General features: G+C 58.0%; 11 protein-coding genes and 3 pseudogenes. 11 read left to right on the top strand and 3 right to left on the bottom strand.

Annotation, left to right across the window (positions count from 1 at the left end):
- Nucleotides 1-169 precede the first annotated feature (169 nt).
- From E5W87_RS00690 to E5W87_RS00665, 6 genes are all read left to right on the top strand, one after another.
- Complete coding sequence (locus E5W87_RS00690) at nucleotides 170-523, top strand: nodulation protein NopC (RefSeq protein WP_127294599.1); 354 nt, start codon at nucleotides 170-172, stop codon at nucleotides 521-523.
- 72 nt (nucleotides 524-595) lie between these two features.
- Complete coding sequence (locus E5W87_RS00685) at nucleotides 596-838, top strand: nodulation protein NopA (RefSeq protein ID WP_224570034.1); 243 nt, start codon at nucleotides 596-598, stop codon at nucleotides 836-838.
- A gap of 117 nt (nucleotides 839-955) precedes the next feature.
- Nucleotides 956-1846: a hypothetical protein gene (locus tag E5W87_RS00680; protein WP_127204234.1), complete on the top strand. Its 891-nt coding sequence runs from the start codon at nucleotides 956-958 to the stop codon at nucleotides 1844-1846.
- Nucleotides 1847-2078: 232 nt separating this feature from the next.
- Nucleotides 2079-4142: a type III secretion system export apparatus subunit SctV gene (gene sctV, locus E5W87_RS00675; RefSeq protein WP_127294597.1), complete on the top strand. Its 2064-nt coding sequence runs from the start codon at nucleotides 2079-2081 to the stop codon at nucleotides 4140-4142.
- 53 nt (nucleotides 4143-4195) lie between these two features.
- On the top strand, nucleotides 4196-4738 hold the full coding sequence (locus tag E5W87_RS00670; protein WP_245463404.1) for a tetratricopeptide repeat protein: 543 nt from the start codon (nucleotides 4196-4198) through the stop codon (nucleotides 4736-4738).
- An 894-nt stretch (nucleotides 4739-5632) separates the two neighbouring features.
- Nucleotides 5633-6103 (top strand): MucR family transcriptional regulator, encoded by a 471-nt coding sequence (locus E5W87_RS00665; protein WP_127294595.1) that lies wholly within the window; start codon nucleotides 5633-5635, stop codon nucleotides 6101-6103.
- Nucleotides 6104-6333: 230 nt separating this feature from the next.
- Here the strand turns inward: E5W87_RS00665 and E5W87_RS00660 are convergent.
- From E5W87_RS00660 to E5W87_RS00650, 3 genes and pseudogenes are all read right to left on the bottom strand, one after another.
- Nucleotides 6334-6545, bottom strand: a pseudogene (locus tag E5W87_RS00660) (cold-shock protein).
- A gap of 690 nt (nucleotides 6546-7235) precedes the next feature.
- Nucleotides 7236-7775 carry a hypothetical protein gene (locus tag E5W87_RS00655; protein ID WP_128242923.1) on the bottom strand — a complete coding sequence of 180 codons (540 nt, stop codon included), beginning with the start codon at nucleotides 7773-7775 and terminating at the stop codon, nucleotides 7236-7238.
- 315 nt (nucleotides 7776-8090) lie between these two features.
- The gene (locus E5W87_RS00650; RefSeq protein WP_292317987.1) at nucleotides 8091-9212 is read right to left on the bottom strand and encodes a DUF418 domain-containing protein; all 1122 of its coding nucleotides are present in this window, start codon (nucleotides 9210-9212) and stop codon (nucleotides 8091-8093) included.
- Between the two features lie 754 nt (nucleotides 9213-9966).
- Here E5W87_RS00650 and E5W87_RS00645 point away from each other — a divergent pair.
- The 5 genes and pseudogenes from E5W87_RS00645 to E5W87_RS00625 form a co-directional block, all read left to right on the top strand.
- Entirely contained in the window at nucleotides 9967-10425 is a 459-nt protein-coding gene (locus E5W87_RS00645) for a response regulator transcription factor (protein WP_224570033.1), read from the top strand.
- A 244-nt stretch (nucleotides 10426-10669) separates the two neighbouring features.
- Nucleotides 10670-11106: pseudogene (locus E5W87_RS00640) on the top strand (helix-turn-helix domain-containing protein); the annotation flags it as partial.
- A 619-nt stretch (nucleotides 11107-11725) separates the two neighbouring features.
- The gene (locus E5W87_RS00635) at nucleotides 11726-12385 is read left to right on the top strand and encodes a response regulator transcription factor (RefSeq protein WP_127294589.1); all 660 of its coding nucleotides are present in this window, start codon (nucleotides 11726-11728) and stop codon (nucleotides 12383-12385) included.
- A complete protein-coding gene (locus E5W87_RS00630) occupies nucleotides 12382-13710 on the top strand; it encodes a HAMP domain-containing sensor histidine kinase (protein WP_128242925.1) in 1329 nt (442 codons plus the stop codon). The genes E5W87_RS00635 and E5W87_RS00630 overlap by 4 nt, the downstream gene beginning before the upstream one ends.
- A gap of 1948 nt (nucleotides 13711-15658) precedes the next feature.
- Nucleotides 15659-16963 (top strand): annotated as a pseudogene (locus tag E5W87_RS00625) (M16 family metallopeptidase); the annotation flags it as partial.
- Between the last annotated feature and the right edge of the window lie 9 nt (nucleotides 16964-16972).

Below are 16972 nucleotides of genomic sequence, written 5' to 3'. Positions count from 1 at the left end.
CGAGATCGTGGTCGACTGTTCGATGCGAGAGCAACATCCTGCAGAGCATACGTTTTTGCGCTGGCCGGTTTTTGTCAAAAGCCGTCAGGTTCTCGAAAGCTCCCGCCCTTAGCTTGATCGAGGTTAACCTTTAACACGTCGCCGCCAATGGCAAATGCCGGAGTACCTGATGATAGCAGCAATTGGGAGTGGAGTTGGCAACCTCGGGACTTCCTTGATCCGAAAGGGCCATGGGGATTCGAAATCCGAGCATTCTGGTGATGGCAAGCCGGCTGGTGGCAATGATGGCAAGCCGGCTGGTGGCAATGATGGCAAGCCAGCTGGTGGGAATGATGGCAAGCCAGCTGGCGGGAACGATCGGGCGGATAACCGGACCGTTTCAAATGATCAACTTCAAGACAACTCACAGTCTGCAGCACAAAGTGAAGCCTTCCAAAGTATCCTGCGATCGTTCGCGTTCCAATTCGCGAACGATGCGATGGCTGAGGCCGATGAAGCTTTGGATGACACAGAAGATGCCTGACGCGGTAAAATCCGGCGTGAGGTCATACAGGCCGTTATTGACGGCACAACTCCAACAGAAAAAGGAATGATCATGGCTGCAGTTGATAATAATAAAAAATCAGGCAATACCAATACCAGTAGCGCCGGCAATACCGATAAAACTAACAGTGGCACTCCCGGCAATACAAGCGGAGCTGATGCTACTGCTTTTCAGGCGCAAGTGCAGGAACTAACCAATGTTAGCTTGGAGGCGACGAAAAGGAGTGTCCAGTTGCGCACTCTAACGACCAATCTCCAGACCATCAAGAAGGCCGCCGACGAACGCGTTTCGTAATGTCGGAAGCGGGTTTTAGACTGCCCCCTAGCGCGTCTCCTTATTGACGCGACGTAGTCCCGAAATGAGCCGCATGGCAATTGCCATGCGGCTTCTATCCTGTTTGAGAGATGCTCTGTGGATGACGCCGTTTCCCTCCGTTTCGAAGTGCGTTCGGGGCACTATTGCGGTCTGACCGGCAAGACGGATCTTCAAAAGTGTTTAATCGGCAGCGGCTTCGATGCCGATTTGGTCTTTGTCGAGCAGGGACTGGCACCGCATCACCTTCGTGTAACTCTTCTTGGCAAGTCGATCGAACTGGAGGCGCTTGCACCCGGACTCAGTATCGAGGGCAACCGGAATATCGCCGCAGGCCAGTCCGTTGTTGTGCCCCTTCCTGTCGTCCTGCTCGTAGGCGAGATGTCCATTGCTTTGTCCGTGCAGGATGCAGAGCCGCCTGGTTCGACCGGCATACCGCGCCTACCGATCGGTGTGCTCGCCATGGTCATAATCAGCTCACTCGGGATCGGCGCGCTTTCAGGCACGATCTCCTATCTTGGCAATGCAAGTGGATCGAGCCCCAATTCACTTCGGGCTGAAGTCGCGTCCAGAACGATCAGTCACCGCGCTGACAATGAACTTACGGAGGCAGCGGCCCAAGAGCTGCAGGAGGAAGTCGATCGAGCGGGTCTTCTCGACGTCAAGATTGGGTCGGCAAAGGGTGTTGTGACCGCCGAAGGCACCGTCACGTCTGAATCGGTCATCAGCTGGCAGAAGCTTCAGCAATCGTTCGATCGTCGCACCAAGGGTACTCTAACACTGGTGAACGGAGTGCTCATCAAAGAGGAGAAGGCGCCATCCGCAATCGCGGTCGAAGCTGTGTGGCATGGGGTCCAACCATATATTGTCATCGACAGCGAGAAGTATTTTGTCGGCGCCATTTTGGCTGATGGATGGGTGGTCGATCGTATTGAGGACAGCCGTGTGCTGCTGAGCAGGAATGGCCGCATTGCTGCTCTCCAATATTGAAAGCTCGCAGGCCCCATCAAGCAGCACTCTATGGCCAGCCAAACATCCTGTCGCGCTCGGTGCTGACAAGCTGGCTGCGTTGGAAACATTTGCTGCCCAGCCATTTCGCGCCTGCTTGTGGCTCTCATGCAGGGTCACGCGCTGGCCAAGGCTGAGGCGCCTTCGGAGTTCGAAAGCCACGTTTCATGGCGTAACAGCAGAGTAAGTCTCAACCGATTGCAAAGGTGTCTCGATGGCCAACGTCCTGCGTGACTTCATCAAGCGTGCGCCGGCCAGCCCGGATTTAATGGTTGCGTTGATGCTGCTTCTGGCTGTCGCGATGATGGTCATGCCTATCCCGGTCGTGGTGGTCGACGCCCTGATAGGATTCAATATGGGGTTGGCCATACTGCTGATGATGGTTGCCCTGTATGTCAGTACTCCACTTGATTTTTCCTCTTTGCCCGGCGTTATTTTGATTTCCACTGTATTCCGTCTCGCGCTCACGGTCGCAACGACGCGACTGATCCTGGCCGAGGGGGAGGCCGGCAGCATTATTCATACTTTTGGCGATTTCGTCATTTCAGGCAATATCGTGGTGGGTTTCGTCATATTTCTGGTCGTCACCATGGTGCAATTCATGGTCCTCGCGAAGGGTGCCGAACGGGTGGCAGAAGTGGCGGCGCGTTTCACGCTGGATGCTCTGCCGGGCAAGCAAATGGCGGTCGACGCAGAGCTACGCAACGGCCACATCGATGCCAACGAATCCCGCCGGCGGCGCGCCGAATTAGAGAAGGAAAGCCAACTCTATGGTGCGATGGACGGCGCGATGAAATTTGTGAAGGGCGATTCCATCGCCGGGCTGGTGGTTATCTGCATCAACATGCTGGGTGGAATTTCGATCGGCCTGCTCTCCAAGGGCATGTCCTTCGGCGAGGTACTGCATCACTATACTCTGCTGACGATAGGCGATGCATTGATATCGCAGATTCCGGCCCTTCTGCTCTCCATTACTGCGGCGACCATCGTCACCCGTGTGACTGGGACGGCGAGGATCAACCTCGGTACCGAAATGGTCAGTCAGCTCACGGCCAGCACTCGAGCCTTGCGACTGGCGGCCGGCGTCCTGGTTGTAATGGGGTTCGTTCCTGGGTTTCCCCTCCCCGTCTTTCTGATGCTGGCCGCAGTGTTCGCTGCGGCAAGCATTGTCAAGGCTGATGTGCTGGGCGCCGGCACTGCCGATGCGAAAGGTGGAACTGCAGCGGAGCCTAAGCAAGCCGCGCCTGCGAAGGAATTCCCGATCGCATTTTTTCTAGCGCCAGATCTTATGCAGGCGGTCGATCAAGCCGAATTGCAAAAACATATTGGGCGCGTTTCGCTCCTGGTCACAGCCGATCTGGGCATTATCGTTCCTCGCATCCCTGTCTTGGTTGACGAGCAGCTGCCTGCATCGCAATTCCGGATTGATGTCGAGGGCGTGCCAGTCGAACAGGACGCCTTAGATCCAAACCAGATGACGCTCCGAGCCGATGTAGCGCACGTCGACTCGAGCGGTGTCCCCCTTAGACGTGAGCCGAAAACGGACAGACTCCCGGTTGAACATACCCCTGCAAAGGCCCTTACGGGCGCCGGCACGGAGCATAGGGCTCCCGGCGAACTCCTCGCCTTGCGCGTCCATGCAGCGTTGACCCGCTACGCACCGCGATTGGTGGGCATCCAAGAGACCCGACATTTCCTGGGCCGAATGGAGCAGGAATATTCTGAGCTTGTGAAAGAGGTGCTACGCACGACGCCGATTCCTCGGATTGCCGATGTTCTGCGCCGCCTCCTGGAGGAAGGTATCCCAATCCGCCACACCCGTCTCGTGTTGGAGGCATTGGCCGAATGGAGCGAGCGTGAGCAAAACGTTGCCCTGCTGACGGAATATGTCCGTTCTGGTTTGAAGCGACAGATCTGCCACCGCCATGCCAACACGGAGGGCATCGTGTCCGCCTTGGTCGTCGAGCGCGAGAGCGAGGATGTGATGCGTGGCGCGGTTCGAGATTCGGATGCAGGCCCCTATCTCGCACTGGAGGATCGGCAAAGCGAAGCGATGCTATCACAGATACGTCAGGTCCTTTCGAACGCAGAACCGGGTCAAACCCGCCCTATTCTGTTGACGTCGATGGATGTCCGACGTTTCGTCCGCGGCTTTCTGACGCGAAACGGGATTGATCTCGCCGTGCTGTCTTATCAAGACCTCGCCTCCGACTTTACAATTCGCCCCGCAGGATCCGTCACACTCCCGCACGGATCGAACAGCGGATTGTTAGAGTAGTCCCACCTTTCCTAACTGAACGCCACGCGCCTCCCCGATAACTGAGAGATAATATGAATAGTAATACAGTTTCTCCATCGCCTATGTTTCTGCGCCGGAACTCACTTCTTTTTGCCCTACTCGCCATTCTGCCTTTGGGCGGTTGCGCCAGCTGGCAAAAGCCGGCTCTTTCCGTGCAGGAGACATCTTCCCCCGAGTTGCTCAGCGCCGATCAAATCGATCCGGCTATGCGCGAACGCATTTTGCGCGAAGTTGGTCAGGATGTTCAAGAGCGGGCTTTGCGGGATGAGGTGAAGCAGCACCCGGACAATGTTGATGCGGCGATACGACTTACAAATGCCTTGGTGGGCCAGAAGCGCCCGCACGAAGCGGTTGAGGTGCTCGACAGCGTCTTGGTTGCAGCCCCAGGAAACGTACGTGCATTGAATGCGAAGGGCGTGATTTTGGACATTGAGGGGCGGCATGACGCGGCACAGGCCCTGTATCGGCGAGCTCTCGAAAACGAGCCAGGCAATCAGATGGTGCAGCATAACTTCAATCTGTCGCTTGCCTTTAACGGCAAGTCCGAACAACCAAGGTTAGCACGATCGCAATAGGTGGGCACAGCGCATGTGCAGCCTGTTCCCCCGCTCGAACACGCGCTCGGCTCCCATCATAGATGGCCCCCTGAAGAGAGCCATATCTATGCAAAACAGTTGCTCCAGATCTGGCCGGCAGAGATCGGCAGGAGAGCCGGATGACATCACGCGGCCACCCGCAAGGCCACCCGCCTCGCTTCGTTGCCAGAGCGCCCTCTCCCTCGCCGGTCACCGTCTCGCAATGCGGCGACCTGGCTTAAGGCGGTCGACCGAGCGCCCGATGCAGTAGCCATGAATACGTAACGCAGCGATGGACCCGCCGGATCGTGTCGCGCTTGTGCTGGCCGTCCCTGCCATTACAGCACGGTGATTGTAGCTGGATCCTATTCTAGAGGCATCGATGGTGCGGATGCCTTCGATCCAAACAATCGATTTGTTGAATTCGTCCGCCTGAGGAAATTAGCTGCGGCGATCCGACTTCCGACGCCTGCAGGCGCAAAACCAACAGCGTGAGCGCTGCGGGTCCGGAGGCAGGCTGCAAAGTGCAATCACCAGCGCTGATAAGCGGCAAGTGAAGAATGTATCGCTCGGGCGACTCCTGTGTTGTGCACGGTTGCCCCGCGAGGTGAACTGTAGCAGCTTGGCAGCTCAGCGTTCACGAAAGGAGAAAAGATTTGGGGCCAAGCAAAGACCGGCTTTTTTGATTGTCTTGCTGTATCGCTATGGTGGGGCGGGCGCGACCGCTCCCATAATTCAATACGCTGCCTTTAGCGATGGACGATGACGGGATGCGTCGCCGAGACTTCAATGGTGGAGGAGCAGCGCACCCGTCGATCCATTTGCTTTCAGCGGCAACCGCCACTATGTAGCGACACTTCGCCCAACTGTGTTTCAAGCTGCCCGGAGAAGTTTATGACAGAAGAACCCCACAAGACCGACATCCTCATCGAGCTCACTGCCGATGTTGTATCAGCCTACGTCTCCAACAACCCCGTCCCGGCGGGGGAGCTTCCTGCCCTGATCGCCCAAGTGCACGGGGCTCTAAACGGCACGGCTGGACTCATACCGGCAGAAGAGCCTGTGCCTGTAAAAAAACCTGCTGTCCCGATCAAAAAGTCGATCGAACCGGACTACATCATTAGCCTTGAAGACGGCAAGAAATTCAAATCGCTAAAGCGCCATCTGGCGACGCACTATGGTCTGACCCCAGACGAATATCGCGCCAAATGGGGTCTGCCGTCGGATTATCCCATGGTGGCGCCGAATTACGCCGCTGCGCGCTCCGCCTTGGCCAAGACCATGGGACTCGGCCGCAAACCGAAAGAGCCGGAAGCCCCCGCCCCGGCGCCGGCGAAACGGACCCGCAAGAAGGTCGCAGCCTAAATCCGTATCAACAGTCGTTCCGGACGCGCAGCAGCCGTAGGCCCAATCTGCGCGGAATCAAAGGGCGGGGATGAGCCCCGCCTTTCCCGTCCAAGAGCCTCATTTCCAGAGTAATTAATGATGGCTCCAGCAATCCCTGCCGCGGCATTAACTTGCATGCTCCGGCCCGGGTTTCGAGCCGTCAATGCGTTCCGGCGATGACGAAACCTTGCCAAGGCTTTCCCGGACCGTTAGCCAGCCTTGCTGAGGCTGCCTGCAGAGGACTTTCCCGTGCGGCGATCCTGTTCCACCTCGTAGTTGATCTTCTGGCCCTCATTAAGGGTCGACAGGCCGCTCGTTCAACAGCGGAAATGTGGACAAAGACATCCTGACCGCCGTTGTCAGGCTGAATAAAACCAAAACCCTTCGTGCTGTTGAACCACTTCACCGTTCCAGTCGCCATATCCATTCCTTTGTAATAAGTCGCACTTAGGCAGGCCATTCACGCCAGCCTGATTTGTACACGAGACTTTAGGCGCAGCAAAATCGGAAAATTGCAAGGCCCACTCGATCGCCTGATCTCCAGCAGCAACTGCAACATATGCGAGGCTCGTGCCAGACGAGGCGTATGCCAGACGTTTCGTCGTGCGCTGTCGCTCGAACGTTGACAGAAACAATGACACACCTTGCAAACTCGGCACATCTTGTGGACGTGCTCGGGTCGCTTCTCGACTGCGATACCCGCTCCTGACCGGGTATCGTCGGCCAAAATGAGGGTTTTTGTCATGTGCCGCCAGACCGAAAGATCAGGCGCGCAGCGACCTGCACACTCAAACCGGAACCCGCGAACCTCGATTAGCTTTTGCCTGCTCCGAAGGGCGGTAGCCTGCTCTGAGGCGGGCCACTGTCGGGTTGAAAACCAACTGTCGGGTTCGGAACCCCAGATTGTCGGCAAGGTACGCGCCGCCCACTGGTTGGCCAAAGGGGCACTGGCTCCTGATCCTGCCGCCATGCTCGCCCGATCTCAACCCGATCAAGACAGGTCTGCTCAAAACTCAAGGCGCGGCTGCGGAAGAAGGCGGCCAAAACTTTCGACGCTCTCTGCGGAACTCTCGGCGATATCTGCCAGCTGTTGGAGCCAAATCAAAAACCATTAATTGCGACAGGTGATTTTATGACATTCATTGCGAAGAGGCCAGAATGAACAGCGGAAGAGAGTAGCAGCTCTCTGGTCGCGGCGAGGTGGATCGTCGACACGATCGGCACCTGGCCCGTGCGGGGATCGCACCGCAGCCAGCACCAGAGCCAGACCTTGACCGCTTGCCTTGCTCAGGCGCCACAACAACGAGTGGCTGGAGCAGATCCACGTGAACTCAGCGATATCGATCAGACGATGCTTACCCTCATGAAAGCCGATCCCGACGCTGTCCAGCGCCGCGAAATCCTGACCAGCATATGGCGCCTCGGATGCCACCGCCTGCACACTCACCATCGACATGCCGGAACTCGGAACCAAAGGCCGCAAGCCTCGCCGGCCTCGGCAAAATGGAGCGGCCGCGCCTTCATCCGGGGCGGCCGGGCCAATGTTCGCCAGGCCCTCTACATGCCCGGCCTTCGCCCTGCGCTTCAACCCCGACCTCAAGGCAAAATACCAGGCGCTAAAGGCGGCAGGCAAACCCGCAAAGGTCATCATCTTGTTGCGAAAGCTCCTCATCCTAGCAAACGCTCTCCTCAAGGCGCAGCGAAAATGGCCCCTAAAACCCTTGACCGAAACGGATACCTTAGCCTTTCAGGTGAGGCGGGCCGACATAGACCAACCGCGGGTTTAACTTCGCGAGTTTAAGCTGATTATGCCGATGCCAACTCTAGCGCCTGCGCGACCGTTTTAGCTTCCATCAACAAGGCGGCAGGGTGGGAGGAAGTACCCTCCCCTGCCGCGAACAAGCTTTGGACAAAACCCCACCTTTTTTGTCCGTAATGTGATCGGGAGGCCGGGGCGCGGCGGTGCTCAGCGGATGTGACGCGCGAGATCTGCGACCCTACCCATCAGCACTTCCATCGGTCCTCGCTGGAAGACGCGCAGCCAAAGCACCGCAAAAGTGCTGATAACCACAACGAAGCCAAAGAGCGTGGACAGGCTCTCGTCTTTGAAAATGTTTATCTTCATAAGATAGGCTATTCCCGCAATGTGCAGCACATAGGCCGTCAAAGACATCGAGCCGACTGCGATTATTGGCCAGACCAGCTTTCGCAGACGCGGGAGCGCATCCACAGCGAGCATGCAAGCCGCCAAGATGATCATTGCGCAACCGGTGCTGCCCACGATCGAAAGCGTCGTTTCGCTATGAGGTGCGGCTATCCATGACGACTTGACTATCAATGACGACTTGGAAGGCTCAAAAACGCCGTCAACGTCAGACCACCACAAGGAGGTTTCAGTCAAAGCGCGGGAACTCAGCGCGAGCAAGGATCCCCCATGGCCCAACACGGCCAGCGCGACCCCCGCCAGACCAAGGCGCCAATGCGCTGCTAGCGTATTAAGATTAAGGCGCGCGATGGCCATGCCAGCGATGAGGAAAGGAACCCAGGTCACCGCGGGATAGTAGCCGTTGACCATGAGGTTGAAGACCGGGTCGAGGAGGTTGGGGGCAACCGACAGAAGGGAGGAACGGACTTGCGGGAGAACTAATGCCGTAGCGGCAGCGATCAAGCCCAGCTGATATGCGCTGAGCCGATGGAGCGGCAATACCAACAAGAAGCAAATTCCGTAGTATTCTAGGATGACTTCGACCTGGGTACCGAGGCAGCCCAGGATTGAGCCAAGCGCGAGCAAAACAAGGGCACGAATTGCGACTCTGGCGATGGCCTGTCTACCGGCTATCCCCGACTTCGGCGCCTTGCGACCTGTAATCAGGAGGATTGAAAAACCGGCCAATACGGCAAACAGGGCCGACGGCCGCCCATGGGTTAGTTCCATCAGAAACCCGACTAGTCCTCCTTCGCCGGGGTCGGGACCGAGATGGGCGGCATACATCCCGAAGACAGCCAGGCCCCGAGCGAGGTCGATGCCGACCAGCCGATCTACTACCGACCCATTCCTAGCGTCGGCAACCGGTGCCTTCATTACCATGGTAGATTCCCTTGTTGGGTGTGTGGATCGCGGGAGCCGCGATAGGAGAGCCGGTCGGCTGCTGCCGTCGCCTCGTGAAAGGGTTCAAAACATCGCGCCATCTGGCGCATCGAGCCGGCGACAGAGCTGTTCAGCCATTAGCCTGGGGTAAGAACAACAGATCGGCTCACAAAGCCTGTGTCACGGACCTGAAAAGTGGTGTCGCGGAACCGTCGTTTTTTGCATGATGGCTAAGCCGAGAGATCCACTGCACCGACGAGAGACTCAGCGACGTTGGATATCCGATCAGTACGCCGCGGCTCCGCCGGTGACGATCACCCCGGGTGTCAAGGCCAGGGCGTAAACCTGCCATAATCTGTGGTGGTGCGCCCGCGACCAATCCGTTCGACAAAGCTCGGCGCATGGTCGAGCCAATCATATTCTTCCATGTGGCTGTTGCCTGAAAAACCGAAGACGCCGTTCGCTGGTCCAGCTGTTCCAGACCTCGGCCTGCGTCGGTCGTTAGAACCGGCGCGCCTGTTTCCCAAATCAATTTGCTGATGCAGCCGCCGGGGGTCACATTGAGCAAAAGTGCCGAGGTCAGGACGGGTTTCATAGGGGCTCTTCGTTTGGCTTTGTTAACGACCCCTTTCTTGCAAGTTGTAGCTGACAGCAGCCTGAAAGCTCCCCAAATAATTCGCTGCCGCCGGTTCAGCCTATTGTCAGCTTCGACCAATAAGATGGGAGCCTTGCCCTCATACCGGAGCTCGGCAGCATGATGCGAATACTGCTCACTGAAGACGATAAGGACCTTGGAAGTGCTATGCACGATCATTTGGTGGCTGGTGGCCACGCGGTCGACTGGGCCAAGAACCTGTCCGAAGCGCGCGATTATGCAGCTGTGGTCGGCTACGACCTTATTTTGCTCGACGTTCACCTGCCGGACGGCAATGGGATCGACTATCTGCGGGAGCTGATCAAGGAACTTGAATCGGCACCGGTCATCATTCTGACAGCCTGCGATCGGATTTCGCATCGCATCGAGGGCTTCAACGCTGGAGCCGACGACTATTTGGTCAAGCCGTTCGATCTGGGGGAACTCTCAGCGCGTATCCATGCAGTGGCACGTCGCCATGGGCATTTTCCGGAGCCGCAATTTTCGGTTGGGACGCTTTCCATACAGGCAGCCGAGCGACGCCTCTTCCGCGACGGGCAGGAGGTCTACCTGACTTGACGCGGATGGGCGGTGCTCGACTACCGTCTGCCCCAGCCCTGCACGGTCGTTTCAAAAGGGAAGATCGTGGACGCGCTTTTCGGCAGACGGCGCTGATTCATACTCTAAAAGAAAATTCGGCTTCCAGTTGCCTTGGCCATGACTGCCCTTCCCGAGAGATGGGTGACATTTCATTCCGGATAGATGGGTTACACTTTCGGCCCTTTGCAAGGAGAGCAAGGTGCCTTGGAAGGAGTGTAACGTCATGGAAGAGCGGCTGAAGTTCGTCGCCCGGCTGCTGGACGGCGAGAAGATGGCGGTGCTTTGCCGGGAGTTCGATATCTCGCGCAAGACCGGCTACAAGATCCTCACGCGCTACAATGATAGCGGCCTGGAGGGGCTGACGGACCGATCGCGGCGGCCCTATCGCCACGCCAATCAGCTTCCGTTTCAAATCGAGAAGCTGATTGTGCGCCTCAAGCAAGACAAGCCGACATGGGGTGCGCCGAAGATACGCGAGCGGCTGGCCCGGCTGTATCCGGATGTGCACCGGCCCGCGATCTCGACGGTGCATATGCCGTGCTCGACCGCCACGGCATGGTCGAGCGCCGCAAGCGCAGGCGCAACAGGGCGACGGGGACACCACTTTCAAACGGCTGTCGCCCTAACGATCTTTGGTGTGCCGACTACAAGGGCGAGTTCGGCAGAGAACACGGCCGGGACAGGGGATCACAAACACTTGACCGTTCCAGACCCTGGCAGTGGCGCATCGATTGACCGTTGGCTCTGTTCGTGGGCACCGAAAATAGGGCCTTCTTGGTCCTCGGCAGAGAATATGGCCCGGACGGGGGATAACAAACACTTGACCGTTCCAGACTCTGGCAGTGGCGCATCGATTGACCGTCGACTGTGTTCGCGAGCGCCGAAAATACGGACGACCCCTATGGTCAAAGTGCACTTCTGACCTGCTAGGCACTGTTCGATAACTGGAGGCACCCGCTACGGTGCCCTCGTATTTAAGACACCTGTCAGTTTCAAGCCTGGACATTGACGCGTGGCGCGGCTGCCATTCGTTGACCGCCACGTCGAATTGCCCGCCAACCAGTGTACAGCCGCCGGTGGTCACATTGAGCAAAAGTGCCGAGATCAGGAGGGGTTTCATAAGGCCTCTTCGTTTGGCTTTGTTAACGACCCCTTTCTTGCAATTGTAGCTGACAGCAGCCTGAAAGCCCCCAGATATTCGCTGGCGCCGGTTCAGCCTACTGTCAGCTTCGATCAATAAGGCAGGAGCCTTGCCCTCATACCGGAGCTCGGCAGCCTGATGCGAATACTGCTCATTGAAGACGACGACGACCTTAGAAGTGCTGTGCACGATCATTTGGTGGCTGGTGGCCACGCGGTCGACTGGGCCGAGGACCTGTCCAGAGCGCGCGTTCATGCAGCTGTGGCCGGCTACGACGTTATTTTGCTCGACGTTCACCTGCCGGACGGCAATGGCATCGACTATCTGCGGGAGCTGATCAAGGGGCTTGATACAACGCCGGTCATCATTCTGACAGCCCGCGATCGGATTTCGCATCGCATCGAGGGGCTCAACGCTGGCGCCGACGACTATTTGGTCAAGCCGTTCGATCTGGGGGAACTCTCGGCACGCATCCGTGCAGTGGCACGTCGCCAAGGGCATTTTCCGGAGCCGCAATTTTCGGTTGGGACGCTTTCCATACAGGCAGCCGAGCGACGCCTCTTCCGCGACGGGCAGGAGGTCCACCTGTCTGGACGCGAATGGGCGGTGCTCGACTGCCTTCTACGCCAGCCCGGTTCGGTCGTTTCAAAGGGGAAGATCGAGCACGCGCTTTATTCATTCAATTCGGAGTTCGAGAGCAACACAGTGGAGGTTTATGTCAGCCGGCTCCGCAAGAAGATCGGCGGGGATAGAATAGCAACCGTGCGTGGCTTCGGATACAGGCTCGTGGTCACATGACGAACTCGAACAGCATGACGAGAAAGCTGATATCGTGGTTAGGCGGGGCAACGCTCCTGGTTTGGATCGCCGCCCCAACCATTGCTGCGTTCATTTTTTGCAATAATGTAAACGAAAGTTCGGATGACTTGCTCCAGGCGAGCGCAAAGTACAGACAACCAGAGCTGATCAAGGTCTTGAATGGAAAACACGTTGATCAATACAATAACCACTTGCCAACTTATGAAAAGTACTGGACCTATCGTGAGCAGGTTATTAATAAGTACGGGGTAGTGCTTATTTCTGAACCGGAAGAGGGTCAGCAGCCCTTCCCTGATGCTCCCCTGAGTAACGGCTTTTGGGGAAACGCTGATTACCGCGTCTACACAGAGCAGATCCAAGACGGCGTGTATCATCAGTTGGCCGAACCGCTTGATGGCCGCCGTACCACAATCGCGAAGGGCGCACTTTTTGTCTTCCTTCCGACACTCGTGCTCCTGCCCTTTAGCTTAGCTGTTTGGTGGATCGTGATCCGGCGCTCGCTGCGGCCAATCGAGGTACTGCGACAGCAGATCGGATCGCGCGACGGCGGCAATCTGTCACCAATGGACTTGAGCGATTTCCCGGCAGAGTTGGCTCCAATCGCGGCATCCGTCAATCGGCTTCTCGATCGTCTGCGGGCGGCTCTCGAGGCCGAACGCGAGTTCGCCGCAAACAGTGCGCATGAACTGCGCACGCCGATCGCAGGTTCAATCGCTCAGATGCAGAGATTAGTGGCCGAGCTCCCCAATGGGTCGGCCAAAATGCGTGCGCGCGGCATCGAGCAAGCGCTGTCGAGCCTTGGCCGCCTTGTCGAAAAAGTGCTTCAGCTCGCTCAAGCTGAATCGGGGGTTGGCATGGCGGATCACGCGATCGATCTTGTCCGATCGGTTCGGCTGGAAATCGACGACCTGAGGAAAAAGCCGCAATATGCCGGACGCCTGCATCTTAACGTCGACGGCTGCCCCACTTTGATGCGCAAAGTGGATGTCGATGCGTTTGGGATCCTCCTTCGTAACCTGATCGAGAATGCGCTGATACATGGACTGGCCACTGTTCCGACAACAGTTTCCGTCCAAACTGATGGAACCATCGCTATTGCAAACGCCGGACCGGTGGTGCCCCTCCCCGACCTCGAAGGGCTTACAAAGCGATTTAGTCGTGGTGCTACTCCTGCTGCGGGCTCAGGCCTTGGTCTACATATCGCTAACATGGTTATCCAGCGGATCGGTGGCAGTCTAGAGCTTGCGTCGCCCGCCCGCGGTCGCAATGATGGTTTCGAGGCGATCATACGAATTCCTCAATGACACCGGTGAATTCGACGACAGTTGGACACAGGGCGGATTGCTGGCAAGGCTGCTGACATGGCGAACTGTACGGCAGTATGTATACGGCGTAGAAATCGTACTTCACACAACGCATTTCGGCCGCGGCAACAATGCCGCTATCATCGTCTGGGCAGTTCGATCGAAGCGACACGACATGATCGGCAAAATCGAAGGCTCCGCCTCACCGCTCGCTCGATTTCGCCCGGGGAGAAAAAAGGCCATCCGAGAAAGTGCAAGCCGCCGCGCAAAGGCGACGTGTCCAATTGTCTGGGTGCCCCTGTGCGCCGGCCCGATCGGGTTGGCGCAGGTCCAGTAAGGACCCGGACCAACCATTCCATTTAGACGACCGGCAGGTTTTAATCGGCGTCCGGGTGGCCGTCCCAAAATGCCCCAAGTATACGGCTAGAAAGGTTGCCAACGATCGAGCTTTGGTCGGAGGCGTGCTTGTCAGCGTCTTGGGTGCTTGACCGGCCTTTGCAATGGCCATCGCCATCGCAAGTATCGTGCGTGGCCAGTGAGACCGCAATTTCATCAGCCTGGAGCCGACCGTATCGGTGCTTTTTTCTGATTTAGGGATTTTTCGTTTTCCTCTTGGATCATCACGGGTTTGGAGAGGATCTGGTGTTAAGTGCCATTCGGAGCGCCGGCGAACCGCCCGAAATTAATGTGGTCGAGTCATGAAGCCTCCCGAATGTCGTTAAACGAGACCCTTTATGGCGGCCCTGGCTGACAACAGCCTGAAAGCTGCAAGCGGCATGCGAAAATGGGGCGATCCTGAATGACGACAGATGCTATCAACATGAAAGAGGCTCGCCCTGAAAGCTGAGCACGCTTTATGCTCAGGCTGCTGACAAGGCCAAAGCAGCGTAAGTGCGGAGTGAAATCCAAGGTCCACATGGGTCGTCGCGCGTCCCGTGCGCCTGGGAAGGCGCCGGCCCGGCCAAGCTTTCCCAGATCGTCCGCATGATGCTTCGCTGAGCGTCAATGGACGTTGGCGCGAGACCAAGGCGTCGTGCGTTGCAATCCGGACGGTCCAGGGTATCAGGAGTTTCACGGCCTCGGCCCGCTTGGCTGGCCACAGTTGAAGCTCCAACGTACCGGCTGGCACCGGGAAATTGGGCTCTGCGCTGCCTCAACGCTGGTGGCACGGTCAATGCTTGCCTACCGATGGGGCCGCCCATGCCGTGATGCTGTCGGTCGACGTTCGCAAACCAGACCCTCGCGAGACCCCGCGAAGGGGCTCGCCGGTACGACGAGGGACCTTACCTCTTTATGCGCGGCATCATTATCGAGGATGACATGTTGCCTTACACGTCGTCCCTCGCGCTCGGGGCTTTGTGGGGCGGATGAAGTCCATCGCGGTGGCACTGCTGCATGTTTGCGTAAGACCCATCCAGTCACGATCGCGCTGTCCTTCGATGTCGCGGTGCTGATAGGCGGGCAGATCGGTGTGCGCGGCGCCCGCCAAAGGATCGTCGTCACGCCGGAGGAGGCGAGCGTCATAGCCGGCGCGCCGGCGAAAGGCGCTTTCTGTCGGATGCCCGACAATGTCGGATATCGCAAGTATCAAGGTTGGATCAAACCTTGCGAATCGGGGCTTTCTTACTTGGCACGGGGCATGCTCAGGTATCCGCAAACACCCAATGGATAACGAGCAGACTTCCCATGGCCTCACCATGCCGAAAGTTTCCCGGACGCATCCAAAGATGAGGCTCGCGTCAGGCCCAGCAACACGCTGACGGCTCATGTGGCTCGGCGTCGCGTGCCGATCCACTTTCTCCCAATAGGCGTTCGGGAGACATAGATCCTTCAAAATGAGGAACAGATCACTTTGCCAGGAACGCAGCCCATAACCCCACTCTCCCTATCAGAACTACCAAGCAAGCCCCGCACTCATGGGCTTCGCAGGACGTCCGTTGCGTCCGAGTTGGTCGGCGCGGGGCCGGCTCCGATCCCCGTCGCATGGGAGGACGGCAAGGCGAGGGATTTCGTGCTCGACAACGGCATGGAGGTGGTCGTCATTCCCAACCACCGGGCGCCGATCGTCACCCACATGGTGTGGTACAAGATCGGCAGCGCCGACGAGCCGCCGGGCAAATCCGGCATCGCCCATTTCTTCGAGCATCTGATGTTCAAGGCGACGACCAACCATGCGGGCGGCGAATTCGACCGCGCAGTGTTCGAGATCGGCGGCTCCAACAACGCCTTCACCTCCTCCGACTACACCGCCTTCTATCAGACAGTGGCGCCGTCGGCGCTCGAGCTGATGATGAGCTTCGAGGCCGACCGAATGCGAAACCTCATCCTGACCGACGATGTCGTCAAGACCGAGCGCGATGTGGTCATCGAGGAGCGCCGCTCAAGCACCGACACCAACCCGCAGGACGTTCTCCATGAGGAGATCGACGCGACGCTGTGGCAGAACCACCCCTATCGCATCCCGATCATCGGCTGGATGCAGGAGATCGAGCAGCTGAACCGCGTCGACGCCACCGTCTTCTATGAAAAGTACTACTGGCCCAACAACTCCGTGCTGATCGTGGCCGGCGATGTCGAGCCGGAGACGGTGAAGGTGCTGGCCGAGAAGACCTATGGCAAGGTGGCGCGCGGACCTGACCTGCCGCCGCGCATCCGGCCGGTTGAGCCCGAGCAGAACACCAGGCGCACCGTCACGCTCTCAGACGCCCGCGTCAGCGTGCCCAGTTTTTCGACGCAGTGGGTGGTGCCGTCCTACCATACCGCCAAGCCGGGCGAGGCCGAAGCGCTCGACCTGCTGGCCGAAATTCTCGGCGGCGGTAACCGCGGCCGGCTCTACCAGGCGCTCGCTGTCCAGCAAGGTATCGCTTCCAGCGCCCGCGTCTTTTTCCAGGGCACTATGCTCGACGACACCAAGTTCGCCATCTATGGCGCGCCGCGCGGCGATGCCAAGCTGGCCGATCTCGAAGCGGCGGCCGCTGCCGAAGTTGCCCGCATTGCCGAGGATGGTGTCAGCAACGAGGAACTAGGCAAGGCCAAGGACCACTATTTGCGCAATATGATCTTTGCCGAAGACAACCTGGACTGGCTCGCCAGCATCTACGGCTCGTCGCTGGCCACCGGCGGTACCGTGAAGGATGTCGAGGAACGGCCGAATCGCATCCGCAAGGTTACCCCCGAGCAAATCAAAGCAGTTGCCGCCCACTATCTCGCGTTCGACCGTTCGACCACGGGCTATCTCTTGCCCAAGACGCAGAATCAAGAG

The organism is Mesorhizobium sp. (assembly GCF_004962925.1).
Classification (GTDB): Bacteria; Pseudomonadota; Alphaproteobacteria; order Rhizobiales; family Rhizobiaceae; genus Mesorhizobium.
This window is presented reverse-complemented; position numbering and strand designations above follow the sequence as displayed.